Source organism: Microcystis flos-aquae FACHB-1344 (assembly GCF_014698375.1).
Taxonomy (GTDB): domain Bacteria; phylum Cyanobacteriota; class Cyanobacteriia; order Cyanobacteriales; family Microcystaceae; genus Microcystis; species Microcystis aeruginosa.
On sequence record NZ_JACJSW010000227.1, the window covers coordinates 26,301 to 49,489 of the forward strand.

The 23,189-nt window shown below is 39.6% G+C and carries 25 protein-coding genes and 1 pseudogene; 14 read left to right on the plus strand and 12 right to left on the minus strand.

Annotated features, from left to right (window positions below):
• The first annotated feature begins 2 nt into the window (after nucleotides 1-2).
• From H6G48_RS24475 to H6G48_RS24490, 4 genes are all read left to right on the plus strand, one after another.
• On the plus strand, nucleotides 3-779 hold the full coding sequence (locus tag H6G48_RS24475) for an SDR family NAD(P)-dependent oxidoreductase (protein WP_190723708.1): 777 nt from the start codon (nucleotides 3-5) through the stop codon (nucleotides 777-779).
• An 84-nt stretch (nucleotides 780-863) separates the two neighbouring features.
• The gene (locus H6G48_RS24480; RefSeq protein WP_190723709.1) at nucleotides 864-5,336 is read left to right on the plus strand and encodes a non-ribosomal peptide synthetase; all 4,473 of its coding nucleotides are present in this window, start codon (nucleotides 864-866) and stop codon (nucleotides 5,334-5,336) included.
• 97 nt (nucleotides 5,337-5,433) lie between these two features.
• On the plus strand, nucleotides 5,434-6,042 hold the full coding sequence (locus tag H6G48_RS24485) for an acyltransferase (protein ID WP_190723710.1): 609 nt from the start codon (nucleotides 5,434-5,436) through the stop codon (nucleotides 6,040-6,042).
• 183 nt (nucleotides 6,043-6,225) lie between these two features.
• Complete coding sequence (locus H6G48_RS24490; protein WP_190723711.1) at nucleotides 6,226-8,220, plus strand: ABC transporter ATP-binding protein/permease; 1,995 nt, start codon at nucleotides 6,226-6,228, stop codon at nucleotides 8,218-8,220.
• A gap of 114 nt (nucleotides 8,221-8,334) precedes the next feature.
• On the opposite strand, the gene H6G48_RS24495 is transcribed toward H6G48_RS24490, so the two are convergent.
• A complete protein-coding gene (locus H6G48_RS24495; protein ID WP_002796351.1) occupies nucleotides 8,335-8,787 on the minus strand; it encodes a hypothetical protein in 453 nt (150 codons plus the stop codon).
• 53 nt (nucleotides 8,788-8,840) lie between these two features.
• Between H6G48_RS24495 and pyrE the strand changes: the two genes are divergently transcribed.
• From pyrE to nuoK, 5 genes are all read left to right on the plus strand, one after another.
• A complete protein-coding gene (gene pyrE / locus H6G48_RS24500) occupies nucleotides 8,841-9,530 on the plus strand; it encodes an orotate phosphoribosyltransferase (RefSeq protein WP_002796350.1) in 690 nt (229 codons plus the stop codon).
• Nucleotides 9,531-9,906: 376 nt separating this feature from the next.
• Nucleotides 9,907-11,025, plus strand: coding sequence for an NADH-quinone oxidoreductase subunit NuoH (nuoH, locus tag H6G48_RS24505; protein WP_002762098.1), 1,119 nt, complete (start codon nucleotides 9,907-9,909; stop codon nucleotides 11,023-11,025).
• Nucleotides 11,026-11,067: 42 nt separating this feature from the next.
• Nucleotides 11,068-11,640, plus strand: a complete 573-nt coding sequence (gene ndhI / locus H6G48_RS24510) for an NAD(P)H-quinone oxidoreductase subunit I (protein ID WP_002733194.1) — start codon at nucleotides 11,068-11,070, stop codon at nucleotides 11,638-11,640.
• A gap of 140 nt (nucleotides 11,641-11,780) precedes the next feature.
• Entirely contained in the window at nucleotides 11,781-12,377 is a 597-nt protein-coding gene (locus tag H6G48_RS24515) for an NADH-quinone oxidoreductase subunit J (RefSeq protein ID WP_002762100.1), read from the plus strand.
• Between the two features lie 25 nt (nucleotides 12,378-12,402).
• Nucleotides 12,403-12,708 carry an NADH-quinone oxidoreductase subunit NuoK gene (gene nuoK, locus H6G48_RS24520; RefSeq protein ID WP_197533180.1) on the plus strand — a complete coding sequence of 102 codons (306 nt, stop codon included), beginning with the start codon at nucleotides 12,403-12,405 and terminating at the stop codon, nucleotides 12,706-12,708.
• 67 nt (nucleotides 12,709-12,775) lie between these two features.
• Here nuoK and lptC read toward each other — a convergent pair whose 3' ends face one another.
• Together lptC and H6G48_RS24530 are read right to left on the minus strand one after the other, a co-directional pair.
• On the minus strand, nucleotides 12,776-13,924 hold the full coding sequence (gene lptC, locus H6G48_RS24525; RefSeq protein ID WP_190723712.1) for an LPS export ABC transporter periplasmic protein LptC: 1,149 nt from the start codon (nucleotides 13,922-13,924) through the stop codon (nucleotides 12,776-12,778).
• A gap of 76 nt (nucleotides 13,925-14,000) precedes the next feature.
• Nucleotides 14,001-15,191, minus strand: a complete 1,191-nt coding sequence (locus H6G48_RS24530) for an HhoA/HhoB/HtrA family serine endopeptidase (protein ID WP_147068702.1) — start codon at nucleotides 15,189-15,191, stop codon at nucleotides 14,001-14,003.
• Between the two features lie 164 nt (nucleotides 15,192-15,355).
• On the opposite strand from H6G48_RS24530, the gene H6G48_RS24535 reads away from it, so the two are divergent.
• The 3 genes from H6G48_RS24535 (at nucleotide 15,356) to H6G48_RS24545 (ending at nucleotide 18,691) form a co-directional block, all read left to right on the plus strand.
• Nucleotides 15,356-16,693: a Mur ligase family protein gene (locus H6G48_RS24535; protein WP_190723713.1), complete on the plus strand. Its 1,338-nt coding sequence runs from the start codon at nucleotides 15,356-15,358 to the stop codon at nucleotides 16,691-16,693.
• Nucleotides 16,694-16,890: 197 nt separating this feature from the next.
• Nucleotides 16,891-17,694 carry a type 1 glutamine amidotransferase gene (locus tag H6G48_RS24540; protein WP_190723714.1) on the plus strand — a complete coding sequence of 268 codons (804 nt, stop codon included), beginning with the start codon at nucleotides 16,891-16,893 and terminating at the stop codon, nucleotides 17,692-17,694.
• Nucleotides 17,695-17,770: 76 nt separating this feature from the next.
• Nucleotides 17,771-18,691 (plus strand): hypothetical protein, encoded by a 921-nt coding sequence (locus tag H6G48_RS24545; RefSeq protein WP_190723720.1) that lies wholly within the window; start codon nucleotides 17,771-17,773, stop codon nucleotides 18,689-18,691.
• Between the two features lie 30 nt (nucleotides 18,692-18,721).
• Here the strand turns inward: H6G48_RS24545 and H6G48_RS24550 are convergent, their stop codons facing one another.
• Nucleotides 18,722-18,955 (minus strand): cupin domain-containing protein, encoded by a 234-nt coding sequence (locus tag H6G48_RS24550; RefSeq protein ID WP_249267838.1) that lies wholly within the window; start codon nucleotides 18,953-18,955, stop codon nucleotides 18,722-18,724.
• Between the two features lie 31 nt (nucleotides 18,956-18,986).
• Nucleotides 18,987-19,241: pseudogene (locus tag H6G48_RS24555) on the minus strand (zinc ribbon domain-containing protein); the annotation flags it as partial.
• Nucleotides 19,242-19,572: 331 nt separating this feature from the next.
• Here H6G48_RS24555 and H6G48_RS24560 point away from each other — a divergent pair.
• On the plus strand, nucleotides 19,573-19,830 hold the full coding sequence (locus H6G48_RS24560; protein WP_190723715.1) for a hypothetical protein: 258 nt from the start codon (nucleotides 19,573-19,575) through the stop codon (nucleotides 19,828-19,830).
• A 93-nt stretch (nucleotides 19,831-19,923) separates the two neighbouring features.
• Here the strand turns inward: H6G48_RS24560 and H6G48_RS24565 are convergent, their stop codons facing one another.
• The 7 genes from H6G48_RS24565 to H6G48_RS24595 all read right to left on the minus strand — a co-directional run bounded on the left by H6G48_RS24565 (nucleotide 19,924) and on the right by H6G48_RS24595 (nucleotide 22,545).
• On the minus strand, nucleotides 19,924-20,325 hold the full coding sequence (locus H6G48_RS24565) for a putative toxin-antitoxin system toxin component, PIN family (RefSeq protein ID WP_190723716.1): 402 nt from the start codon (nucleotides 20,323-20,325) through the stop codon (nucleotides 19,924-19,926).
• Nucleotides 20,303-20,539 (minus strand): type II toxin-antitoxin system VapB15 family antitoxin, encoded by a 237-nt coding sequence (gene vap15, locus H6G48_RS24570; protein WP_061432407.1) that lies wholly within the window; start codon nucleotides 20,537-20,539, stop codon nucleotides 20,303-20,305. The genes H6G48_RS24565 and vap15 overlap by 23 nt, the downstream gene beginning before the upstream one ends.
• A gap of 109 nt (nucleotides 20,540-20,648) precedes the next feature.
• Nucleotides 20,649-20,852, minus strand: a complete 204-nt coding sequence (locus H6G48_RS24575; protein WP_190723717.1) for a hypothetical protein — start codon at nucleotides 20,850-20,852, stop codon at nucleotides 20,649-20,651.
• Between the two features lie 50 nt (nucleotides 20,853-20,902).
• Entirely contained in the window at nucleotides 20,903-21,208 is a 306-nt protein-coding gene (locus H6G48_RS24580) for a helix-turn-helix domain-containing protein (RefSeq protein ID WP_002732780.1), read from the minus strand.
• Nucleotides 21,205-21,579, minus strand: coding sequence for a type II toxin-antitoxin system RelE/ParE family toxin (locus H6G48_RS24585; protein ID WP_002734817.1), 375 nt, complete (start codon nucleotides 21,577-21,579; stop codon nucleotides 21,205-21,207). The genes H6G48_RS24580 and H6G48_RS24585 overlap by 4 nt, the downstream gene beginning before the upstream one ends.
• A gap of 493 nt (nucleotides 21,580-22,072) precedes the next feature.
• Entirely contained in the window at nucleotides 22,073-22,339 is a 267-nt protein-coding gene (locus H6G48_RS24590) for a type II toxin-antitoxin system RelE family toxin (RefSeq protein WP_002734670.1), read from the minus strand.
• Nucleotides 22,336-22,545, minus strand: coding sequence for a hypothetical protein (locus H6G48_RS24595; protein WP_190723718.1), 210 nt, complete (start codon nucleotides 22,543-22,545; stop codon nucleotides 22,336-22,338). The genes H6G48_RS24590 and H6G48_RS24595 overlap by 4 nt, the downstream gene beginning before the upstream one ends.
• A gap of 234 nt (nucleotides 22,546-22,779) precedes the next feature.
• On the opposite strand from H6G48_RS24595, the gene H6G48_RS24600 reads away from it, so the two are divergent.
• The coding region (locus H6G48_RS24600; protein ID WP_190723719.1) for a transposase at nucleotides 22,780-23,189 on the plus strand (410 nt) is incomplete at its 3' end.

Genomic DNA, 23,189 nt, shown 5'->3' on the forward strand with positions numbered 1-23,189 from the left:
AAATGACAAATCATCTCTTTGATTTAACAGGTAAAGTTGCAATTATCACGGGTGCTGCCCGAGGAATTGGTCGGGTATTAGCGCAAGGATTAGCACAAGCTGGAGCTAAGGTGGTAATTGGTGATATTAATCAAGTTGGTGCTGAACAAACGGTTCAACTGATTCAAGAAGCAGCAGGCGAAGCCATCGCAATTGAGACCGATGTTCGTCAACGTCAAGCTTGTCAGAATTTAATTAACCAGGCGGTTGCTCATTATGGTCAACTCGATATTATGGTCTGTAATGCAGGAGTTGAAATTCTCAAAAACACTGATGAATTAGAAGAATTTGAATGGGATCAGGTTATTAATGTTGACTTAAAAGGTTATTTTAATTGCGCTCAACTCGCAACCAAACAAATGATCAAACAAGGAACAGCAGGTTCAATTATTATGAATTCTTCTATCTGTGCTTTCGTTGCTGTTCCCAAATCTTCAGGAGCATATAGCGCCGCAAAAGGTGGTGTCAATCAATTAGTAAAATCCCTAGCGGTCGAATTAGCTAGTCACAAAATTCGAGTCAATGCTTTTGCACCGGGCTATATGAATAATATGATGGAAGGAACAGAAGGTTTACGTTCAACTTCCGATGAAATGGACGAATTATATACTAGAATTCCCATGAAACGAACTGGAGATTTAGAAGAGTTAATTGGCCCTGTCGTGTTTTTAGCGTCCGAAGCTTCCTCTTATGTCACTGGAGCAATTTTAATGGTAGATGGAGGTTATACCGCTATTTAGCATCAATAATTAAACAATTTTTAGGTTGATTTGTATCCATGAAACCAACCTAAAATCACTAAATTAAATAAATCCTATTAACTCATGTCAAAAATGAACCATAATTCTCAAGACAAACAAAAATTACTGAAGCTATTACTACAAAAAAAAGGAATCGGTTTAAAAACAAATACGATACCGACTAGAAATCCGTCTCAATTTGTACCGCTTTCTTTTTCCCAAGAACGACTTTGGTTTTTGTACCAATTAGAATCTCAAGGCTATACCTATAATATGCCGTTTCGCTTTCAAATTGAAGGCAATTTGGATATTAATATTTTTAGAAAAGCTTTAGAAACTATTATGCAACGTCATGAATTGTTGCGAACTTGTTTTCAAGAATTTGACGAAATTCCCCGACAAATTATTAACCAGAAAATTCATTTAAATTTGCCTTTGTTGGATTTACAGTCTTTATCTTCTGCGGAACAAACCCAAGAATTAGAGCGATTAACCGAACAAGAAATTTATACTCCCTTTGACTTAACCCAAGCCCCCTTAATGCGGACTTTTTTGGTTAAATTAAAAGCTGATTCTTATCTTTTATTTTTGAGTTTACACCATTCTATTTTTGATGGCTGGTCAATGAAAGTTTTACTACAAGAACTTTCTCGTTTATATCAAGCTTTTTTACAAAAACAATCTAATCCTTTACCCGATTTACCTATTCAATATGGTGATTTTGCCGTTTGGCAAAGACAACAGTTACAAGGAGATAAACTCACCCAGGAAGTTAATTATTGGAAACAAAAATTAATGGGAATTCCACCGTTATTGGAAATTCCCACTGATCATCCTCGTCCTCCCATACAAACGTTTAAAGGCAATAATTGTACATTTAAACTAAGTCCAGAATTAAGCCAAAACCTGAAAAATATTAGCCAAACGTCAACCGCTACTTTGAATATGACGCTGTTAACGGCTTTTAATATTTTATTATATCGTTATAGCAGTCAAGAAGATATTGTGATTGGAATTCCCAGTGGAAATCGACAATTTCCTGAAATTGAACCCTTAATTGGTTGCTTTATTAATACCTTACCCATTCGCACTCAGTTTAAAGAAAATCTCTCGTTTAAAGCTTTATTAAATCAAGTCAAACAAGTAGTTTTAGAAGCTTATGAACACCAAGATTTACCCTTAGAGAAGGTGGTAGAAGCGGTAAATCCTGAACGAAATATAAGTTATAGTCCTTTATTCCAAGTGATGTTTTCTTGGGAAGATATGCTGCACATTAATCATTTTTCGATGGCGGATTTAAAATTAACTCCCGTTCCGATGAATGCTTTAATTGCTCAATTTGATTTAACCTTAGCCATGCAAGAAACCACTGAGGGTTTAGTTGGATCGTTTGATTATAATTGCGCGTTGTTTAATCAAGACACGATTGAACGCATGATTACCCACTTTAAAACTTTATTAGAAGGAATTGCCGTTAATCCTGAACAATCAATTGAATTATTACCAATTTTACCGTTATCAGAACAAAAGTTATTAGCTCAATGGAATCAGACTAATATTGCTGAAAATCCAAAGGTTTGTATTCATGAATTATTTGAACATCAAGTTTTAAAAACGCCGAATGATATTGCCATAGAATGGGGCAAGGAAAAAGTCACCTATCAAGACTTAAATTATCGTGCCAATCAATTAGCTCATTATCTCCAATCTAAGGGGGTTAAAGTTGAATCGTTAGTGGGAATTTGTTTAGAACAATCTGTATCTATTATTATCAGTTTTTTGGCAATTCTTAAAATGGGTGCTGCTTATCTTGTTCTAGCTCCCAATTATCCCCAAGAGCGTTTAAACTATATCTTAAATGATGCTCAAGTCTCGGTATTAATCACTCAAAATACCTTGGTTAATTTATTCCGTGATCATCAAGCAGAAGTGGTTTGTCTGGATAATGAAGAAAACTTAATTGTTAGTCAAAGCCAAAACAATTTAGTTAACCCTATTCAGCCAAATAATTTAGCTTATATTATTTATACCTCTGGTTCAACAGGCACTCCTAAAGGGGTTATGATTGAACATCAAAGTTTAGTTAATCATAGTTTAGGAATCATTAAATTCTATGATTTAACAAATCGTGATCGAATTTTACAATTTGCTTCTTTTACCTTTGATGTAGCTGCTGAAGAAATTTATCCAACCTTTTTAACGGGTGCAACTTTAGTCATGCGTCCTGCATTAATATTCCCTTCTTTAGCCGATTTTACTCAATTTATTCAGCACAATCGTTTAACGGTAATTAATCTTCCTGCTACTTATTGGCATGAATGGGTATTAGATTTATCTCAAACTTTAATAACCTTACCTGAAACCCTACGCTTAGTGATTACAGGAAGTGAAGAAGTATTACCAGAGCGATTAATATTATGGCAAAAAATACTATCAAATAGTCAACGAGAAGATATCACTTGGTTGAATGCTTATGGTCCGACAGAAGCGACGATAACCAGCACAGTTTTTAATCCCAATTTCATTCATAAAATTGCTCAAATTCATTCTGTTGCCATTGGTAAACCGATTACAAATACACAGGTTTATATTTGTGATCGCTATTTGCAACAAGTCCCCATTGGAATACCAGGAGAACTGTTAATTGGAGGTTTAGGTTTGGCCAAAGGTTATCTCAATCGCGATGATTTAACCCGTGAAAAATTTATTACTCATGCTTTTAATTCATCAGAATATCAACGTTTCTACAAAACTGGAGATTTAGCTCGTTATTTACCCGATGGAAATATAGAGTTTTTAGGACGCATTGATAATCAAGTCAAAATTCGAGGGTTTCGCATTGAAATTGGCGAAATTGAAGCCGTATTAACTGAATACCCAGATGTCCGAGCGACGGCGGTAATTGTTCGAGAAGATCAAAAAAATAATAAACAATTAGTGGCTTATATTGTGCCAAAATCTCCATCCATTGATCCTGCAAAATTGCGAAGTTTTCTGAAACAGAAATTACCAGATTATATGATTCCAGCTTTCTTTGTACAGCTTCAAGAATTGCCCTTAATGAGTAGTGGGAAAATTGATCGTAACGCTTTACCCGCACCCACCGAAATTCAGGAGCAAAAAACGATGATTACACCCCGAACAGCTACGGAAAAAATTGTTGCTGAGATTTGGCAAGATGTTTTAGGGTTAAAGCAAATTAGTATTTTCGATAATTTCTTTGACTTAGGTGGTCATTCTTTAAAAGCTGCCCAAGTGATTTCTCGACTGCGAGAACAATTAGCTATTAATATTCCTTTAAACTATCTTTTTTCAGAACCGACGGTAGCAGGATTATCCTCTAATTTAGACTTGAATTTATCTGATACAATTGAGAGTGATCAAATCCCAGATTGGCAAGTCGAAATTACCTTAGATCCCTCCATTCAACCGCCGAATCTTGTGGCTCCCTTTCCTCAAAAACCTGCTGATATTTTGCTAACAGGAGCTACGGGTTTTCTCGGAATTCATTTATTAGCTGAATTGTTGGACAAAACCGAAGCTAATATTCATTGTTTAATTCGAGACAAAAGTTTAGAACAAGCTCAAGCGAAAATTTACCAGAAATTAAAAATCTTTCAATTATGGGATGAACAGAAAAGCTCTCGTATTATTCCTGTTATTGGTGATTTATCCCAACAACGTTTAGGAATGTGTGAACCTGATTTTCTGGAATTAGCCAATCAAATTGATCTGATTTATCATAATGGAGCTTGGGTTAATGCCATTTATCCCTATTCAATACTGAAACCCACTAATGTTTTAGGAACAGCAGAAATCTTGAGATTAGCGTGCTTAATTAAAACCAAACCTGTCCATTTTGTCTCGACGATTTCTGTTTTTTCCCCCAGTTATGCTCAAGGAAACTTAATTCAAGAATCTGATCCCCTGGGTATAAATCATGGACTCAATGCCGGTTATACTCAAAGTAAATGGGTCGCTGAAAAATTAATCATGGAAGCTGGAAAACGGGGACTTCCGATGACAATTTTCAGAGCATCTCGAATTATTGGACATAGTAAAACTGGAATTTGTAATAGAGAAGATTTGTTTTGTCGTATGATTAAAGGCTGTATTCAATTAGGAATGATTCCTGATTTTGGCGATAGTACAGAAGACCTCACTCCTGTGGATTATGTGAGTGGTGCAATTATACATTTAGCCAGTCAAGAAAGCTCTTTAGGGAAAGCATTTCATTTGTTGAATTCTCACCCAACCTTAAATCGTGACTTATTTGATTGTGTTCGGGAAATGGGTTATCCGTTGCAGTTGGTTTCTTTTGAAAAATGGCGATCACATTTAACAGAACAATGTAAAATTAATACAGATAATGCTTTATCTCCGGTGTTAGATAATTTTTCAGATGAAAATTTATCCGCAGGTTATCCCCCCCAGTTTGATGCTCAAAATACGGTAATGGGGTTAAAGGGTACAGCGTTTAATTTTCCAAAAATTGATGACAGATTGTTAAAAACTTATTTTGAATATTTTACTAAAAGTGGGTTTTTAACACAATAAATGATCGATTTCATCACACTCCATAAGCTGAATTGCACAGCTTATCTCATACCCAGATTCAAAATATCCAGAGCATCAATTCTAAGAGGGAAATGTTATGTTTAACTTAAAACATAAATTATATTTATTAATTTCAAAATTCTTAGAAGAACAAGAACGAATCGAAAAACGTAAACAACTTTCCGAAAATGCCACGGTTCACAGTTCCGTAAAATTTATCGGAAAGTGTGAAAATTATAGGGTAGATAAAAGTTTAATTACTATCGGAGAAAATACCATAATATTAGGTGAATTGTTTTTATTTACCCATGATGGAAAAATAGAAATCGGTAAAAATTGTTATATTGGTGAGAAAACTGGAATTAGATCAGCAAATTCTATCAAAATTGGCAATGAAGTTATAATTGCCGATGATGTCAATATTTATGACACTGATGCTCATTCATTAAATTATGTTTTAAGACATAAACATTTTGTGGAAGTAGCAATTTTAAATAATCTGATTAAGGATACTAAGTATCTTGATATAAAATCTGCACCTGTGGTGATAGAAGATCATGTTTGGATTGGATTTAATGTTGGAATTCTTAAAGGAGTTACGATTGGGAAAGGAGCAATTATTGGAGCAGGTTCGGTTCTAACAGAAGATGTAGAACCTTTTACAATCGTTGCAGGTAATCCTGCCAAAATTATCAAACGATTATGAATCTGCTCCAATGCCTAAACAATAGGTTAATATTGATTCCTGATATGTAAAAAATCTAGAAAATAGTAGTAATAGAATTTGTGATAATAATGCAGATTTTTATGGTATGCTGAATTAGTGTCTAACTCAATAGATAGACCTTAAAAGTTCTAATGTCCCCCATTTTAGTGCGAGAAGAATTCCATGAATGTTGCAGAAAAAGCCTCAGATACTATAAATCTCAAAGAAGATACCCGAACTTTCAATCAATCTCTTCAAGAATTTTTAAGATTTATTCAAGTTTATTGGTATCCTAAAGAACACCAGGATAGAGCTTTTTCGCAGATTATTCGTTCCTGGGGAATGCTCGTTTTATTGTTTTTATTATTAGTGGGAGTAGTAGGTCTTAATGCTTTTAATAGTTTTGTTTTTAGAGACTTAATTAGCGTCACAGAAGCTAGGGATGCAGAAAAATTAACTCATTTTGTCATTATTTATGGGATTACTCTAGGCAGTATGACGTTTTTCACAGGATTGTCTAGGTTTCTTAAAAAACTAATTGCGCTGGATTGGTATCAATGGATCAATAGTAGTATCTTGCAAAAATATTTTAAAAATCGTGCTTATTATCAAATTAATTTTAAAGGGGATATTGAAAATCCAGATCAACGTTTATCCCAAGAAATTCAACCCATTGCCAGAACAACGATGGACTTTTTAACAACCTGTGTTGAAAAAGTTATGGAGATGCTGGTTTTTATTGTCATCCTTTGGTCAATTTCTAAAACCATTTCTATTGTGCTTCTGGTTTATACGATTATTGGAAATATTCTTGCCACCTATATTACTCAACAACTAAATAAAGTCAATAAACAACAATTAGAAATCGAAGGAACCTATAAATACGCCATTACTCATGTTCGGACTCACGCTGAATCAATTGCATTTTTTAGAGGGGAAGAAAAAGAGTTAAATATTATTCAAAGAAAGTTCAATCAGGTGATTAAAATCATGATGGAAAGAATTAATTGGGAAAGAACCCAGGAATTTTTTAACCGAGGCTATCAATCCATTGTTCAAATCTTCCCCTTCTTAATTGTTTCCCCATTATATATTAGTGGTGAAATTGAGTTTGGACAAGTTAACCAAGCCAGCTATTGTTGCTATTTCTTTTCCACAGCCTTATCCGTGTTAGTGGATGAATTTGGACGCTCCGGTGAGTTTATTAATTATATTGAACGTTTAGAAGAGTTTTACCAAGCTTTAGAGGGTGTAAGCAAACAAAAAACCCCAGTTAATACCATTCAAGTCATTGAAGATAACAATCTAACTTTTGAGGATGTCACCTTACAAACTCCCGATGCCGCTAAAGTGATTGTCGAACATTTATCCCTATCCGTTGAACCAGGGAAAGGTTTATTAATTGTTGGGCCAAGTGGTCGAGGAAAAAGTTCTCTTTTACGCGCTATTTCTGGGTTATGGAATACAGGGACAGGTCATTTGGTGCGACCTCCCCTCGACGATTTATTATTTTTACCCCAACGTCCTTATATCATTTTAGGAAACTTGCGTGAACAGCTAATTTATCCTCAAACGACAACGGAGATGAGTGAATCCCAATTAAAAGAAATCTTACAAGAAGTTAACCTACAAGATGTTCTTAATCGCATCAAAAATTTTGATGAGGAAGTGGATTGGGAAAATATTTTATCTTTAGGAGAACAACAGCGTCTAGCCTTTGCGCGACTATTCGTTAATCAGCCAGATTTTGTGATTTTAGATGAAGCCACCAGTGCTTTAGATTTAAAAAATGAAGATCATTTATATAAACAGTTACAACAAACTGGCAAGACCTTTATTAGTGTCGGACATCGAGAAAGTTTGTTTAACTACCATCAAAAGGTTTTGGAACTTTCCGAGGATTCTACTTGGCGTTTAATGAGAATGGAAGACTATCATCCATCAGCAGCGATTGCAACTCATTCTAACAATACCAAAACCGTTGATGAAACGATAGAAATTGTCTCTGAAATTAACAATCAAGACAATTTTACCCATCAAGAAATGCAAAAACTGACCAACTATAGCTTAAGTACCATCAAAAATAAAGCCAGTCGAGGTCAAATAATTGTTGCCAATGATGGCATGAGCTATCGTTATGACAAAACCCTTGATATTGCCAAATGGGTGAGAGTTTAGCTTCTCAAGGAGCTTCGATCGAACTTAAAAAGGCATCTCGCCGCAGTTCGGGAACCTTCAAAGAAGATTCTCGACCCATTACATTGTTCGCCAATTCCGAGTTGAATTGGCGAATTAAAAGCCGCCAGGACTTAAATAACTGGGATTTTCCTGTAGGGAAGTATCGAAGGGATTGGGTAAATCTTGGGTGCGAATTAAGGGGCCAGACTGTTGCTGTTGCATGACATCATAGTATAAAGTTTCGACCAATTTCGCATCCCGGGTAATCATATTATCGAAATAGGAACCTTGCATAAAAGTACGCCAACCCTCCCGAGAGTTGAACTGTCCTAAAATGCTGGTGTAGTCGTAGAAACGACCCGTATTGTTATTAACAGCGCGGTTAAACAAACCGGGGATATTATTAAATCCCACCGCCGTATCGGGAGAGGGGACAAGTTGCAATTGTTGGGTTTTTACCGGTGCCGGAGTGGTGGCGGGGGAACGTTGGGCGATCGCAATAGGCGAACTCAACCAGACTAAACCGGTTAAACAAAACAGGGAAGGAAGTAAAAATTGAGCGCGCATGGCTAAAAATCTCCTCACAGGGATAGGGTTAATTAAAAAATCGCGTCAATGGGATGAGAAAGAAATCAATACTAGCGATCGAGTCAATATATAATGACTTTTGGCTTAATTGTAACCGAAATTTTGGAGTCAGTCAGGCTCCCAATCCTGAAAATATGGCTAATTCCTCGGTAGCGAATCTCGACACTGCTTCCCTGCGTCAATTTCTCCTCGATGCTCTTGTCCGTCTTGCCTATGGAGAGGGGGATTTCACCCTGTCTTCAGGACAAAAAAGCAGCTACTATATCAACGGCAAACAAGTTACCCTCACTGCGGAGGGAGCTTTAGCCGTGGGGCGTTTATTGCTGTCGCTACTGCCTCCAGATACCCAAGCGGTGGCAGGATTAACCCTAGGGGCGGATCCGATTGTCAGCGCCGTTATTGTGGTATCTGCCTACGAAAATCGCCCGATTCCAGCTTTAATTGTCCGCAAAGAGGCAAAAGGTCACGGGACTATGGCTTATATTGAGGGTCCGACTTTAAACCCCGGGGCTGCAGTGGTTGTTCTCGAAGATGTGGTGACAACGGGGAAAAGTGCCATGGTAGCGGTAGAAAGATTACGGGATGCGGGTTATCAAGTAGATTTAATCATTGCTTTGGTGGATAGAGAGCAAGGAGGGGCGGAATTTTACCAATCTCAGGGAATAAAGTTTCAAGCTTTGTTTTCGATTCGGGATCTACAGGCGGCTTATCACAATAAATAGCAGGGAGTGGCCAGAAACGCTCGATAACTGGATTTTAACAGTCGGTAAAACTTATCGCACAAGGGACTGGAGAGCGGCTTTAACTGCCTAAACGGTAAGTTATCTCCATTTTTTTCCTGTGAATAATTGGTCACTAGCCGAGGTTTTCGGCCCGAAGAAACAGCTGGGAACATTGATAGATTCAGAGTCTAACTATTGACTAATAGCTATTCTCGGCGGGGGACTCAAGATGCCTTGACTCTCTTTGGCTCTAAGAATTGAAGCCTTTATCACTTTCTGATAACCCTCAGACCGACTAACTGTATACTAGGCTATAAGATTTGCTTAAAAATCTTCGGACCATGCCGAACTATCGACAGTACAGCGATCGCCAAATATGAATCAAGGCATAGATTTACAAGAAAGTTTCATTAAATCCCTAACAGACCTGGGATTAAGTGGAGGACTGGCTAAAGCGATTTGGATGCCTTTACCCATGTTCCTGATGATTATAGCCGCCACGGTGGGGGTTTTAGTCTGCGTCTGGTTAGAAAGGAAAATTTCCGCCGCCGTCCAACAGCGTATCGGGCCGGAATACGCAGGCCCCTTGGGCGTTTTACAACCGGTCGCCGACGGTCTGAAATTAGTCTTTAAAGAAGATGTCGTCCCCGCTAAGGCTGACCCTTGGTTATTCCTCTTCGGGCCGATTTTGGTGGTGATGCCGGTGTTTGTCTCCTATCTCATCGTCCCCTTCGGTCAAAATCTGGTGATTACTGACCTAAACGTAGGTATCTTTTTATGGATTTCCTTGTCCAGTATTGCCCCCATTGGCTTATTAATGGCGGGTTATGCCTCGAATAATAAGTATTCCTTGCTGGGAGGCCTGCGGGCGGCGGCGCAATCGATTAGTTATGAAATTCCCTTGGCTTTATCGGTATTAGCGATCGCAATGATGTCTAATAGTCTCAGTACCATTGATATTGTCGAACAACAATCCGGTTATGGCATTTTAGGCTGGAATATCTGGCGCCAACCGGTGGGTTTTCTGATTTTCTGGATTGCCGCTTTAGCTGAGTGTGAACGTCTGCCTTTCGATTTACCGGAAGCGGAGGAGGAATTAGTCGCCGGTTATCAAACCGAATACGCGGGGATGAAATTCGCTCTCTTTTATGTGGGTTCCTACGTTAACCTCGTGCTGTCGGCCCTAGTTTTCGCCGTCCTCTATCTTGGCGGTTGGGAATTTCCTATCCCTGTCAATGCTTTGGCCGGCTGGTTGGGAGTGAGTGAAACCAATCCTTGGCTACAAATTATCACCGCTTCCCTAGGGATTACGATGACAGTATTAAAAGCCTATTTTCTCATCTTCATCGCTATTCTCTTGCGTTGGACCGTACCCCGGGTTCGCATTGACCAATTACTCGATTTAGGCTGGAAATTCCTCTTACCAGTATCTTTAGTTAACTTACTACTTACCGCCGCCCTAAAACTAGCTTTTCCCTTTGCTTTTGGCGGTTAATTCCCGTTTTTGCCCTGTTAACCTACTACCCCTCTGACCATCATGTTTAACATCCTCAAACAAGTCAGCGATTACGCCAAAGGTAGCATTCAAGCGGCGAAATACATCGGCGAAGGTTTATCCGTTACCTTTGATCATATGCGTCGTCGTCCGATTACCGTCCAATATCCCTACGAAAAGTTAATTCCCTCGGAACGTTATCGGGGTAGAATTCACTTTGAGTTCGATAAATGTATCGCTTGTGAAGTTTGTGTGCGAGTTTGTCCGATTAATTTACCGGTAGTGGATTGGACTTTTAACAAGGAAATTAAAAAGAAAGAACTCAAACACTACAGTATCGATTTTGGGGTCTGCATTTTCTGCGGTAATTGTGTGGAATACTGTCCGACTAATTGTTTGTCCATGACCGAAGAATACGAACTAGCGACCTATGATCGTCATGAATTAAACTATGATAACGTCGCCCTAGGCCGTTTACCCTACAAAGTCACCCAAGACCCGATGGTGACACCTCTGAGGGAATTAGGTTATCTGCCTAAAGGTGTCATCGAACCCCACGATTTACCCGCCGGTAGTCAACGCGCTGGTAAACGTCCGGAAGAAATTACCGATTAATTAGCAGTTAGGGGGCTCCGAGACAGCTTTTTCTCCCCAATCCCCCCCGCAACGCGCACGCAGTGACCACCCCATCACCTAATCCCTGACTGATAACTAATAATTAATAACTCTCAAACCTAAAAGGAGATGGAACTACTGTGAATTTAGCCGAGGGCGTTCAAATAGTATCTTTTGGCATTTTAGCAGCCCTGGTAATCGGGACCGCTTTAGGCGTGGTACTATTATCTAATATCGTTTATTCCGCCTTTTTATTGGGCGGTGTTTTTATCAGCATTTCCGGTTTATATCTCTTACTAAATGCTGATTTTGTAGCGGCGGCACAAATTCTAATTTATGTGGGCGCAATTAACGTTTTAATTCTCTTTGCCATTATGCTTGTTAACAAGCAAGAGGACTTTTCTGATATTCCTAAACGTTGGATTCGTCGGGCATCTACAGCTTTAGTTTGTGTGGGTTTATTTGTGCTGTTATCGACCATGGTTTTAATCACGCCTTGGTCAATTTCTAGCACTTCTCCCGCCGTAGTAACTAATACTTTAGTAGAAATCGGTAAGCATTTCTTTAGTGATTTCCTGCTACCCTTTGAATTAGCTTCCGTGCTGTTATTAATGGCCATGGTCGGAGCAATTATTTTAGCTCGTCGTGACCTTATCCCCACCCTAAAAGCTGAAGAACCTACGGCCACAGCTTTAACATTACCCGAACGACCTAGAGAATTAACCGCCCCTAAATAGGACAAAAGAAAGAGGTATCATGCAGATTCAGTTAGAGTATTATTTGTTATTAGCGGCGGCTTTGTTTTGTATCGGAATTTACGGTTTAGTCACCAGTCGCAATGCCGTCCGGGTTTTAATGTCGATCGAATTGATGCTCAATTCCGTTAACATTAACTTAATGGGTTTTTCCAACTATCTTGACCCCGCTAATATCCGAGGCCAAATTTTTACTATTTTCGTGATTACCGTAGCGGCAGCCGAAGCAGCCGTGGGTTTAGCGATTATCCTGACTATCTATCGTAACCGCGACACGATCGATATGGAACAGTTTAACCTGCTCAAATGGTAAGGTTTTAAATATTTACCCCCCCTCTCTCCCTTTTTTGGGGAGAGTTTTTTTTGGCTAATTTTCCCTGTTAACGGGGATAAATCTCGGTGACAACTCGATCGGGGGAGCTACTACTAACAACAATGTTATTATCTTCTAAAGTTCCGATCGCTTTATCGCCAGTGAGATTAAATTTTGGTTCCTGTTGTTCATAGATAATATTCCCCTCGGCCTCGACAATTTTTTCCGACATTTTCCAAGTTAAAATCTGACTATACAATTGCGCCCCAGTTTTCTGATTAATTCCCTTAACCCCGTCCTTGAGATAAGCGATGCGATTGCCTAATTCCACCACCACACGATTACCAGTAATAGTAATTTGATCTTGATATTGAAAAATTTCCGTGGGGCGATCGGAAGTTAGGGTACGATTTTGATAGTTCCAAATTGCCTGAGAACCAGAAATCTGTAAAGGTGGTTCTAAAGAGCGATATTCGAGGTTTTCTTGCAGGATAACCTGATTATTTTTTCTTTCCCAACGACCACCGATAGCAGTAAGGCGATCGATAATAGTTTTATTAATATAGCGATCAAAAGCGACTTTTTGATCGGTACTAATGACCTGTTGCGGAATTTCCCAGTACAGGCGCTCGGTTTGCAGGACGACACGAGATTCCTTGGCGGTAGCCACCACTTGACCTTGTAATTCTAGTTTTTCTTGGCGCGTGTCGTAGCGTCCTTGGCGGGCCTTGGCTTCTAGTTGTAGATGACTACCTTTGATCCCTTTGGGGGAGATTAAAATACCTTCCTTGGGTAGCCAACGCAATTCAGGAGCGTTAATAATGGCTTTATTGCGGGGATCTACAGCCACAATATTATCTTTGAGGAGAATTTCCTGGCCTTCCTTGTAAACTTCACCGCGGTCAGCACTAACCTGTAAAACTACTTTCCCATCTTGATAGATATTACCCTTGATATTTTCCAGACGGGCGATTTTTTGGTCTTGGGTGTAGGTAGCTTTTTTGACTTGAATTTTCCAGAGGGGTTGTCCCGAGGGGTTAGCCTGTTCTAAGGTGGCATTATTGAGAATTAGGCGGCCAGTTTCTTCAATTTTAGGCGATTCTGTCGGCGAAATTGTCGGCGGATCGGGAGGTTGACAGGCTGTTAATCCCAGCAAACCGATTAGAAGGGCAGCCCCGCGCCCAATTGATAATTTTAATTGTAACCGCTGCCTCAATTTCGATCGCTCCGCTGCTATTTTCTCTCCTCCCAGTGTAGGGTAAGGGGTCGCCCCTTGACCGGTTGAAAGTAGTTCACTCGCTAGTTTTGCTGGGAAAAACCCCCGGTTGAACGGTGAGAGTTTGTTGTTTACCCCTGCGGTTAATCTCGATTTCCAGATTACCACCGATCGCACTGGTTTCTACACCTTGCTGCACATCGGCGGCGGTTTTAACGGGGTTTCCTGCCACAGTTTCGATGATATCACCCGCTTGCATTCCGGCTTTTTGAGCGGGGGAATTTTCCACCACTCGCAGGACGATTACCCCTTCATTTTGGTCAATATTAAAGTTTAATTCTTTAGTTTCGTTCAATTGCTGCCGTAATTCTGGGTTTAGCGTCACCATGTGGATACCGATGTAGGGATGTTCCGCTTTACCCTTGCTAGATAGCTGTCCCGCCACTTTTTGGGCGGTTTCGATGGGAATAGCAAACCCTAAACCCTGGGCATCGGCCCGAATTGCCGTATTAATGCCGATAACTTCCCCCTTGGCGTTTAGCAACGGGCCGCCGGAATTGCCGGGGTTAATAGCGGCATCGGTTTGGATAAAACGAACCCGTTTATCGGGAACCCCCACTTCGCTGCTAGTGCGTCCTAGGGCGCTAATAATGCCCACCGTAACCGTATTATCTAAGCCCAGGGGATTGCCAATAGCGATCGCCCACTCCCCGGGGATTAAAGTTTCGGCCTTGCCAAAAGTCACCGTCGGTAAATTTTTCGCCTCGATTTTCACCAGGGCCACATCGGTCATATTGTCAACCCCCAGGACTTTACCTTGATGAGTTTGACCGTTTTTCAAAGTCACTTTTACTTGGGTTGTCCCTTCCACCACATGGGCATTAGTTAAAAGTAGTCCATCTGTACTAACAATAAACCCGGAACCGGTTCCCCGTTCCAAATGCTCCCTGGGAATCGGCACTTCATTACCAAAAAAGCGCCGAAAAAAGGGCTGTTTAAATTCTTCGGGAATTTGGTCGGCCACTTCCCGGGCCGAGTCAATCCGCACCACCGCCGGCCCGACTTTCTGCACGGCCTGGGCGATAAAATTAACATTGCCGTCGTTTTGGGGAATAACAGGGAGAGAGAGGGAAGCGGGGAGGATTGCCGGCGGTTTATTTACCTCTAGGGGCGCTTTTCTGCTTAAATACTGATTTCCTAGCACACCCACAGTACCGCCTAGGGCGAGTAATCCCAGTGAAATCCCCAATCTTGTCAATAAACCCATAAGCTCTAGCCCTAAAATGTCGTGTGCGGTGGAATCGGCGCCAAACTTACCTACAATTATAGGCTGTCTTTTTTGTCGGTAGGGAAGAATCAATGGGAACTTACCCCGTTCACCCGTCTTCTTTTAGCGGTAAAATCACGAAACAGCTATGAGAATCTCAGTTCATGCAATTGTTTGATCGCATCCGTTTAGGGATAGCCGTAGCGGTGGCTAAAACCGTTACTGCTGTGGTTAAAGGACTCCGTTTAGGGGCTGCCAGCGTCTTGCCGGGGGAAATAGCCCGTCGTCTCCATCCCCGTTTGTTGCCGCTACTCTGTGGGCAAGTCCGAGGGGGGGTAATCTTGGTGGTTGGCACGAATGGAAAAACTACCACTTCCCTACTCCTAAGAACTATTCTAGAGCGTCAAGGGGCAAAAGTCACCCATAATACCACTGGGGCGAATTTAATTAATGGTTTAATCACTGCTTTATTGGCCGATGCCAATTTATTCGGCACTTTAAAGGCTGATTATGCCATTTTAGAAGTGGATGAAAATATTCTCCCTTTGGTTTTAAAAGATTGTCGTCCTCGCGCTATTTTAGCTCTCAATTTGTTTCGCGATCAACTCGATCGCTATGGGGAAGTGGATACGATTAGTCGCCGTTGGCAAGGGGCCATATCTCCCCTACCCACCGATACTTTAGTGATTCTCAATGCTGATGATCCGACCCTTTCCCATTTGGGTCAACAACTGCCCCAAAGAGTTGTATATTTTGGCTTAAGTGAGCCGGAATTATATCTAGAAGAAATTCCCCACGCTGTGGATTCTATTTACTGTCCTAAGTGTGGCGCTTCTTTGGATTATCGTGGGGTTTATCTCTCCCATTTAGGGGATTTTAGTTGTCCTAGTTGCGGCTTTAAAAAGAGTAGTCCTGCTTTTCATAGTCACGATTGGCCGCAGATTTTAATCGGTGTTTATAATAAATATAATACTTTAGCGGCGGGTTTAGTAGCCCAGGAATTAGGGATTAAAGATCGAGAAATTTTTGAGACAGTTCAGGGTTTTAAAGCGGCTTTTGGTCGAGCGGAAGAATTAGAAATTGAGGGTAAAAAAGTTAGAATTTTACTGTCTAAAAATCCTGTGGGTATGAATGAAACAATTCGCGCAGTGGCTGATATTTTACAGAAAGAAAAGTCTTCTACTACTCTCTTAGTTCTCAATGATCGCATCCCCGACGGTACGGATGTTTCTTGGATTTGGGATGTGGATACGGAAAAATTAACCCGTTTGGGAACAACTTTAGTAGTAACGGGCGATCGACTTTATGACATGGCTTTACGCTTACAATATAGTCAGGATAGTCTCGCTTATCCCGTTAATTTAATTGTTGAATCCGAGCTAAAAAAAGCGCTCCAAATTGCCCTTAATAACACCAAAAATGAGGAAACTTTACATATTTTACCCACCTATTCTGCTATGTTAGAAGTACGAGAGATTCTCACAGGTCGAAAGATTTTGTAGAAATTAGAAAAGGGGGACATAAGCGCAAGCTTACATTAGCTTTTTTTGTGAGATGCTTACACGCAGTTGTTCAGATATTTGTAATAATTTTTGATATTTCTACAAACTTGAGATGCAGTCCGTCTCCTGTCTCCTGTCTCGGAGTCTCCTGTCTCGGAGTCTCCTGTCTCCTGTCTCCTGTCTCCTGATTAAAAATTATGCAAGAAATAGAACTAAAAATCGGCTGGTTGTATCCGACCTTAATGAGTACCTACGGCGATCGAGGTAATGTTATTACTATTCAAAGAAGATGTCAATGGCGTGATATTCCTGTGACAATTATTCCCCTAGATGCTCAAACAGAAGCCGAGACATTTTATCAAGTAGATATAATTGTTGGGGGTGGGGCGCAGGATCGGCAGCAGGAGATCGTTATGCGGGATTTACAGGGGAGAAAAGCAGCGGCGATGAAAGAACAATTATCGGCAGGAATACCGGGAGTTTTTACCTGTGGTTCCCCACAATTATTAGGACATTATTACGAACCAGCTTTCGGTCAAAGAATCGAGGGATTAGGATTATTAGACCTAGTAAGTAAACATCCCGGCCCCAATGCAAAACGCTGTATCGGTAACGTGGTTTTTGAAATTACTGCCTCCCCCTTAGCGGAGGAAATTAAAGCTATGACTGGGGAAAAACCGCTAGTAATTGGTTTTGAAAATCACGGGGGTCGTACCTATTTACAAACCGTTTCTCCCTTAGGAAAGGTGATTACCGGTTACGGAAATAACGGAGAGGACGGTTATGAAGGGGCATTTTACCACAATGCGATCGCTACCTATGCCCACGGTCCCCTACTACCCAAAAATCCCTTTTTAGCCGATTGGTTAATCAGAAAAGCTTTAGAACAAAAGTATCAAAAACCCGTTTTTTTAACAAAACTTGATGATTCTCTGGCCCTGAAAGCAAGATTTGCCATGTTTGAACGACTAGAACTAACCGGCGTGACCAATAAAGCCTAAACTGGTCATATACACTTATGGCAGGAGATAGTCAAACTAGCCATTAAGAATTTTAATTGTGGCAGCTTATGAAATTATGACTGGAAAAATTATCGATCGTCAAACGGCGGGGTTTCTCGTCCTCATCATTCCCCTAGCGGTGCTAATCATCCTTGTTTTTACCGCTTGGCCATTGATCCTACTTGTCTTCTTCTTAACTCTGGCAGTCAAGGTGTGGCAAGACTATCGCTGGTCAAAATTATCGACGGTGATTAACCCCTATTTCAATCAACTTTTACAGGACAATCAAGGTTGTCTCACCCCGATTGACCTATCGGCAAAAGCCAATCTCACGGCCAAATTAGCCAGACAATTTTTAGACAAAAAAGCTGAGGAATTTGGGGCGCAAAAAAAAGCTGTAGGCGATCAGGGTATGGCCTATTACTTTATCACCGCCAGTACCTTGGGTAGTATTTTTGATGAGAGTGACCCCTCTTTAGAACAAATAGGGGAAAAACAAATTCCTGCGATTACTGCATCGAGATTCCCTCGGACCAATTTAGAGCAATCGCAGGAGACTAAATCCCCCCTGATTGTCGCCGAGAAAAGCGAAAATTCCGTCCCGGAGGTTCCTGTTATTTCCTCCTCCCAACCTCTGACTAATTTAGGTAAATTATTTGAGGAAAAAGAGGAAGAAAATACCGCAGCGATCGCTGTTCAAGAAACGGTAATTCAAGAACCGGAGGAGATAATTAATCCTAGTTTGAACAGTCCTGACAGTTCTTTATCCCAATCAGAATCAGAAGTTAGGGAAGAATCTCTAGCCACTGTATCTGAAACCATCTCATCGATGAGTTTGGCGGATTTGGCTAAACGTTTAGGAGTTACCCCAGCCGTTTTGGGTAGAAACAAAAAAAATAAATCGGAAGCAGAATTTGCCGATTGGAGTCGCATCAGAGATCCCGATGGTATTGCTTGGAAATTTGACGCAAAAAACTCCTTATTTGTGGTCAGCTGATAGGGAATTTGTTTTGTTTTTTAGACAGGCTCAATGCCTGTCTTTTTTGGCTCTACGTCCGACCCCTGTTTCATCTACAAAATTGCCTTCAAGCACCAAAATCTCTTCACCACCGGGATGTCCATGCAGCGGGAAAAAACCACCGGGATAGAATCGAGTCAGCATTGTTACTGGATGATCCTGGATTTCATGGTCAGACTCGAAACAGCCAAACCAAATTCCAGTAAAGTTTGTCTGAAACCAAGTTAATCGTGTGGGAAGCACAGATGTGCGACTTATTGACATACTCCCACCGTCAAGCTAGGCTGTGACGGGGGATTCTTGACCTATCACTATCGTAAATTCCTTGTTCAACGAGACAGCTTAGATTCTCAATGTCTCCACTGAAACCCCAGAGGCCGGACTCTCCCAAGGCGTTTGGGTCGGTTTCTGTTTGCCCAACAGTACCGTTGAGATGATTTCCCAAATATTGCCACCCTTTTTTAAGAATATTTATTGCTGCATTATGATCCCTATCTAAGATTGTTTTACAATTGGGGCATTGATGAGTAAGTGCAATCGCCTATCTTGTAGTGGACTGTTTCAATTAAAATAGGGCAATAGATTTCGGCTTAAAGTCTTAGATTATAGAATTTATAGCATTTTTCTAATACACCAAATTAGCTGAAACAGTCCAGTAGGGTGCGTTAGTGATAGCGTAACGCACCCATTTTCTTAAGATGGTGCGTTACGGCGCGATAATAATTTAATTATTAACAAATTTCCTTTAAATACGCGCAAACACGCACCCTACAAGCTGATTTAAGAGAAGTAGAATCCTTTATTTAGTCAATGGTTAACATATAATTGAGTTAAGACATTCTCACTCAACGATTTTCCCTATGGCACAAGGTCAGGAACCGAACGATAAAAATTATGAAGTGGAGCGTCAATTGAGGAGTCTTAATCGGCGACTGGAGCGTCTGGAAGATACCCAAGTGACAGGAAGAGAGCTAAACCAGAGTTTTGATCGAGTCTATGAGGAAATTGATCATCTTGAAGATAAAGTTGATCGGCTTCAATCGAATTTTGAAGAGTTTCGTGATGAGATTAACCAAAAATTAGATACGATTTTACAACATATTACGGGCATCAATTAAATTGACAGCGATCATCAATAAAGTATTATCGTAGGTTGGGTTGAACGATAGTGAAACCCAACACTTTTAAATAATTGAGTTGGGTTTCGTTCCTCAACCCAATCTACAGATTACTAAAAATTGTTGATAAGTAACAATTTTAGTTATTCCAAATTGTTGCAAAATTAATAAATCTTGATCGCCTGTAATTAAAAAGTCAGCTTGACTATCTTTGGCTAAGGCTAAAAGGTAGTTATCTTTAGCATCTCTACAGATATTAATTTTTGATTTAGTCTCAATACATAACCCAATTATGCTTAAAAGTTCAAGTAATTCTTGAACTTTACTTTTGGGAAAATGCTTTTGTAATTTTGGTCTTTTGGTAACAAGGTTAATCTCATTAAGTAGCTGTGGAGAAAAAATCGGCACAAGAGTTTTGGCTAACTGTTTACCAATAAGAAAGCTAATCCAAAGGTTAGTATCAATAATAACTTTAATCGGTGGCTTGTTGTCCATAAATTTCAGCCCTAACTTCCTCCACTTCTTCGGTAATTGTCTCTAGGGAAAGCTCATCAGTTTTAAAGGTTTCTAAAAGTTGGGTTAATTTGTGATTTAAAGTTTCTTTTTCGAGTTCTTTACTGAGTTTTATTTTGTCACTTTCTGGGAGTTGTTTAACCAAATCTAAAATCTGGTCAAAGTTTAAGGTTAGTTGGTAAGTTTTTTGGTTCATTTTCTCAAATTATTGTTTATTGATAAAGTTTAATTGCTCGCAGTGCATACTCAAAACAACGTTCCCGAATATCTATTTGTTTCTTCTATTCTTTTTGATAATTCATAATTCATAATTCAAAAGAAAGGTCTGGTTCAGCCTCTATACAACCGATAAAATCAGACCAATCTTCTGTTCGCTGCTCTTTCATTTCCTGTGGGTTGGGAGAATATCGTTTTTTGAGAATATCTACAAGTTCAAGAATAGTCTGTTGTGCGTCGAGGGGAAGAGACGCAATATCTTCTTCAATTGTTTCTAGGTTTATCATTGTCATTGTTTAAATGCGCGACAGCTTATTCTCATTGTAGCAAATTACTGAAACAATTAGGCTGAAACTAATTCAAATTTAACCTTTATTTTTAGGGCTGTAGCGATGAGATTTAGCAACAAAAAAGAGTTTCCTTCATAGTCAGCATTTTCTAAGGCTTCAATAATAGATTCATCAGTATTAATTAATTCTGCTAAAGCTTTTGTTGAAAGATGATGTGTTTCCTTAATCTTAAATATTTTTCTGGCTACTTCGTCATCAATACGAGCCTTTTCTAATTCTAATTGACGTTCTGGATTATTAGCATAATAACGTTGGTAAAGAATTTGTAAGCCATCGGCTGTCGTTTGGTGTGTATTCATATCAACTCCTGAAAATAGGTGTGTAATTCGGGATTTTTTTCAAATTTAGCTTTGTTTTTAATTGCTTGCTCGATTTCCAGTGGTAGAACTTCTTTTTCTTTAATTATACCATGAGAAATGACCACAGCTTTGTTTTTATAAAAGAAATAAAGAATTCTATAATTTATTCCTTTAAAATTAACTCTCAATTCATAAATTTTGTCCCGCAAAAAGTCTGCTTCTGGTCTGCGTAATTCATATCCTAGTTCTGCCAGTCTTTGTAATTTGATAAAGCATTTGTTTTGAGCTTTGCCAGGAAGACTATCAAGCCATTCTATAATTGGTATATTACCTCTTTCATCTTGGTAAAAAATAAGTTGTATTTTTGGCATATTAAAGCTTTTATATATGTGAGTTTTCTAACAAATGATAAATTAAATAGTGTCAAGTATCGAGTTCCCCAAAAGCTGATGTTTACATGAGCAAAACCCCTCAAATTAGACTTGACAAAAAACCTGAGATCGTTATATTCTACAGGTAACAAGCTTTTAAACGAGAGAGCCACGCCCCACGCACCAATTATATCATTCATTCTACCTGAATATCAAACAGGAACTAGAAACCTGTTACTAGGGAGAGATTACTGCGGGGGGGATATTCGGTAGCAGTTAAATAATCATAATAAAAACCACTCCAGACACAGTGGCGGCTCTTGTCGGGTGCGTTAGTGATAGCGTAACACACCAATTTTCTTAAGATGGTGCGTTACGGCGCGGTAATAGTTTAATTATTAACAAATTTCCTTCAAATACGCGCAAACACGCACCCTACAAGCTATCAAAAGAGTCAGGCTTATCCAAAGAATGGACGATTTTATGGATTGGATTAGGGAAAAAATCTATAAACTTCTCTTCTGTGTAAGAATCGACTAAAGATCAGTTCATCGTTAATAATTGCAACACCAATGCGATAATCTCCTATTTTGATACGATAAAAACCCTGATAACCTTTAAGCTTTTTGAGGTTTTTTATATCATCCAGTGTTTGAGCTAATTTGCATTCATTGACAACAGTTTTGATCTCAGATAATAGTTTTTGATCTTTAATTTTTCTTAAGTCTTTGGAGAATTTAGCTACAAATTGAATTTTCATTCAGCTTCTCCATTGAGAATAGCAAAAACTTCTTCTTCTGGAACAAATTCACCATTTAATACTTCCATAATAGCATTAGCTAAACCAATATCTTCTAAGGCTTCGATAACAATTTCATAAAATAGTTCCCGTTTGTTTTGCATCATTTCAATGAGGATTTCGGTTAGGATTTCTTTGGTTTTTTCTTCGGTAATGATCGATGACATTGCGGTTAGTCCTTTGAATTATGAATTATGAATGGGGAGCGAGGTAACAGGTAACAAGCCAGAAAATCGGCGTACTTCATGACTTTGAATACCGCTATATATATTATAGGTTACTGTAATCCACTATGTCAAATTGGCTGGTGCGTTACATTAATATTGGGACTTAAACGATCAACAAGAGTATAATAGAGTATAATCGTTAAAGAGTAAGCACTTTACGTTGAAAAATCGGCGATGAAAGAGACAACCCCAGCCGCGATGCCCCCATGCTTTGACCGATGGTGTCGGCGGTTTGACAATTGCTTCAAAAACGAAGCGCAAAAAAACGGCTTCAGACAATATTTAGGAGGATTATTAGGGGAAAGTGAGAGGAAAAATCTCACTCAAATGGCCAATAATGCCGTCGGAGTAGTTTATAACCGATTACATCACTTTTTGACCGAATCTCCCTGGTCAGACCGTCAGGTGAATGAATGTCGGTTGCAAGTGATGAACCAATGCCGCCAGACGCAAATACCCCGAGGATTTTCCCTGATTGTCGATGACTCAGGACATCGAAAAAGTGGCAATCTGACCGCCGGAGTTGGCAGGCAGTACCTGGGAGAAATTGGCAAGACAGACAACGGAATAGTCGCCGTCACTAC

Coding starts and splice junctions, on each gene's coding strand:
- H6G48_RS24560 (WP_190723715.1), top strand. CDS start 19,573: ATGGCACAAGGTCAGGAACCGAACGATAAAAATTATGAAGTGGAGCGT.
- ndhI (WP_002733194.1), top strand. CDS start 11,068: ATGTTTAACATCCTCAAACAAGTCAGCGATTACGCCAAAGGTAGCATT.
- H6G48_RS24490 (WP_190723711.1), top strand. CDS start 6,226: ATGAATGTTGCAGAAAAAGCCTCAGATACTATAAATCTCAAAGAAGAT.
- H6G48_RS24545 (WP_190723720.1), top strand. CDS start 17,771: ATGACTGGAAAAATTATCGATCGTCAAACGGCGGGGTTTCTCGTCCTC.
- H6G48_RS24590 (WP_002734670.1), bottom strand. CDS start 22,339: ATGAAAATTCAATTTGTAGCTAAATTCTCCAAAGACTTAAGAAAAATT.
- pyrE (WP_002796350.1), top strand. CDS start 8,841: ATGAGAAAGAAATCAATACTAGCGATCGAGTCAATATATAATGACTTT.
- nuoH (WP_002762098.1), top strand. CDS start 9,907: ATGAATCAAGGCATAGATTTACAAGAAAGTTTCATTAAATCCCTAACA.
- H6G48_RS24495 (WP_002796351.1), bottom strand. CDS start 8,787: ATGCGCGCTCAATTTTTACTTCCTTCCCTGTTTTGTTTAACCGGTTTA.
- H6G48_RS24530 (WP_147068702.1), bottom strand. CDS start 15,191: ATGGGTTTATTGACAAGATTGGGGATTTCACTGGGATTACTCGCCCTA.
- H6G48_RS24595 (WP_190723718.1), bottom strand. CDS start 22,545: ATGTCATCGATCATTACCGAAGAAAAAACCAAAGAAATCCTAACCGAA.
- H6G48_RS24475 (WP_190723708.1), top strand. CDS start 3: ATGACAAATCATCTCTTTGATTTAACAGGTAAAGTTGCAATTATCACG.
- H6G48_RS24585 (WP_002734817.1), bottom strand. CDS start 21,579: ATGCCAAAAATACAACTTATTTTTTACCAAGATGAAAGAGGTAATATA.
- H6G48_RS24480 (WP_190723709.1), top strand. CDS start 864: ATGTCAAAAATGAACCATAATTCTCAAGACAAACAAAAATTACTGAAG.
- H6G48_RS24575 (WP_190723717.1), bottom strand. CDS start 20,852: ATGACAATGATAAACCTAGAAACAATTGAAGAAGATATTGCGTCTCTT.
- vap15 (WP_061432407.1), bottom strand. CDS start 20,539: ATGAACCAAAAAACTTACCAACTAACCTTAAACTTTGACCAGATTTTA.
- H6G48_RS24485 (WP_190723710.1), top strand. CDS start 5,434: ATGTTTAACTTAAAACATAAATTATATTTATTAATTTCAAAATTCTTA.
- H6G48_RS24540 (WP_190723714.1), top strand. CDS start 16,891: ATGCAAGAAATAGAACTAAAAATCGGCTGGTTGTATCCGACCTTAATG.
- H6G48_RS24580 (WP_002732780.1), bottom strand. CDS start 21,208: ATGAATACACACCAAACGACAGCCGATGGCTTACAAATTCTTTACCAA.
- H6G48_RS24565 (WP_190723716.1), bottom strand. CDS start 20,325: ATGGACAACAAGCCACCGATTAAAGTTATTATTGATACTAACCTTTGG.
- H6G48_RS24535 (WP_190723713.1), top strand. CDS start 15,356: ATGCAATTGTTTGATCGCATCCGTTTAGGGATAGCCGTAGCGGTGGCT.